Genomic DNA, 2,288 nt, shown 5'->3' on the forward strand with positions numbered 1-2,288 from the left:
TGACCGAATTGGACGAGACTGGAGCGGCGATCGCCATCGGGCCGCGCATCGTGGCTTCGGGCGGGTTCGACGCACTTTATCGCGAAGGCATGGGGCTGATCGAGGCCGTTGCGTCCTATCTCGATGGCGAGGGGCGGGCCGACAGCCGCGTCCTGGGCCGGGAAGCGGCTTTTCTTTATGCCACCGAATCCATGCGCCTCACCACCAGGCTGATGCAACTGGCCTCCTGGCTCTTGTTGCAGCGGGCGGTCAATGAAGGCGAGATCACCCGCGAAAACGCCCGTTCCGAAAAGGAAAAGGTCAAGTTTTCCGCCACCCCCTCGGAGCGGGGCGGGCCGGGCTACGAGCAACTGCCGGCCATTTTGCGCGACTATATCGACAAGGGCGACCGCCTGTTCGAGCGGGTGATGCAGTTCGATACGCTCGAGCGCGGCAAGCTGCCGCCCATGGAGGCCGGCGCGGTCAACGGCGTCGCCGACCAGCTCGCCCGGCTCAAGGCCGCGTTCGGGCGCAGCTAGCCCATCTTACGCTTCATCGGGCCCCCAATTTTTCCCATCCAAAGTGTCATTCCGGCCTTGGGCCGGAATCCATCACCGCATGTTTCTACATCCCCTTGCTGGGGTGATGGTCTTCAGAATGGATGCCGGCCGGCGCCGGCATGACAGGGTGTGGGATAGGATGCGCATAACAAAAAGCCCGGCGCGATGGCCGGGCTTTGAATTTTCCGAGGGATGGCTTAGATGCCCAGGCCCTTGAAGCGCTCCTTGAAGCGGCTGACGCGGCCGCCGCGGTCGAGAAGCTGGCCCGTGCCGCCGGTCCAGGCGGGGTGGGTCTTGGGGTCGATGTCGAGCTGCAGCGTGTCGCCCGGCTTGCCATAGGTGGAGCGGGTTTCATACTTGGTGCCGTCGGTCATCACCACGGTGATGGTGTGGTAGTCCGGGTGGATGTCAGCCTTCATCGGTGTTGCCTCAAATCAAACGGGCGCCGCGGCGCCCGGAGAGCTCAGAACTGGTGTTGGCGGCTTCATATAGAATAGGCGCGCAATTCGCAAGGCCCTGTCGAAAACTCGCCGGGGCGGCAATTTCACGCCGGACCACGCCGGACAAAGCGGTTGCCGGCCCGCCGGGCAGTGCCTATATCCAATCCTCGATCTTAGGCACCAGCATGATGGCGTGACCGAGCGATGACAGACCAGGCCGCCAGCAGCGACGCCGAAGCGCAAGATGACGATATCGTGGCCGTGGCCACCAATCCCCGGCGGTTGCGGCCGCTGCGCAATCTCAGTCCCTTCGTCTTGCGCTATCCGGTGCGGCTGGCGCTGACCATCGTCTTCCTTCTGGTTTCGGCGGTGGCCTCGCTGGCCATTCCCGCGCTGCTGGGCGGGGCGATCGACGAGGGCTTCATCACGCAGAACCTGGAAAATGTCGGCCGCTATGGCTGGCTGGTGCTGGGCGTGGCCGGGGTGATGGCCGTGGCCAGCGGCGGGCGGTTCTATTTCATCTCGGTGATCGGCGAGCGCGTTCTGGCCGATCTGCGCGAGGCGGTGTTCACCCATCTGCTGGGGCTGGACGCGCGCTATTTCGACACCCATCGGGTGGGGGAATTCACCAGCCGCCTCACCGGCGACGTCACCATGATCCGCAGCGCGCTGGGCTCGAATTTCTCGCTGGCGCTGCGTTCCTTCGTCACCATTCTGGGCGCGCTGGCCATGATGCTGCTGACCAGCCCGGTCCTGACGCTGGCGGTGGTGATCGCGGCGCCGGCGATTCTTTTGCCGGTGGTGTCCTTCGCCCGGCGGCTGCGCGGCATGTCGCGGCGCACCCAGGACGCGCTGGCCGACCTTTCGGCCATGGCCACCGAAATGCTGGGGGCGACGCGCACGGTCAAGGCCTTCACGCAGGAGCCGATCCAGGCGCAATTCTACCATGAGCGCAGCGAAGCCAGCTATCAGGCCGAATTGCGCCGGCTGCTGGCGCGGGCGGTGCTGGTGACCATGGTGATCTTCCTGGGCACGGCGGCGCTGGTGTTCATGGTGTGGTGGGGCGCGCGCTCGGTATTCGAGGGCTCGGTGACGGCGGGGCAACTGGCGCAGTTCCTGGTTTATGCGCTGATGGCCTCGGGTGCGCTGACCAATCTCAGCGAGGTGCTGGGATCCCTGCAATCGGTGGCCGGAGCCACCGAGCGGCTGATGGAAATCCTGGACACCGAACCGTCCATCCGCGATCCCGAGGACCCCCAGACCCTGCCCGAGCCGCCCTTGGGCACGGTGCGCTTCGCCGGTGTCGATT

The 2,288-nt window shown here is 65.4% G+C and carries 3 protein-coding genes; 2 read left to right on the forward strand and 1 reads right to left on the reverse strand.

Annotated elements, in window-relative coordinates; genetic code table 11:
• Positions 1–518, forward strand: a 518-nt coding sequence (locus VDP82_RS17190) for a DUF1465 family protein (RefSeq protein ID WP_416347139.1), incomplete at its 5' end; no start/stop codon positions are given.
• Positions 519–736: 218 nt separating this feature from the next.
• On the opposite strand, the gene rpmE is transcribed toward VDP82_RS17190, so the two are convergent.
• Positions 737–958: a 50S ribosomal protein L31 gene (gene rpmE / locus VDP82_RS17195; RefSeq protein ID WP_035100046.1), complete on the reverse strand. Its 222-nt coding sequence runs from the start codon at positions 956–958 to the stop codon at positions 737–739.
• A 225-nt stretch (positions 959–1,183) separates the two neighbouring features.
• Between rpmE and VDP82_RS17200 the strand changes: the two genes are divergently transcribed.
• A partial coding sequence (locus tag VDP82_RS17200; protein ID WP_323016044.1) for an ABC transporter transmembrane domain-containing protein occupies positions 1,184–2,288 on the forward strand: 1,105 nt, incomplete at its 3' end.

It is taken from the genome of Devosia sp., from assembly GCF_034675085.1.
Lineage (GTDB): Bacteria > Pseudomonadota > Alphaproteobacteria > Rhizobiales > Devosiaceae > Devosia.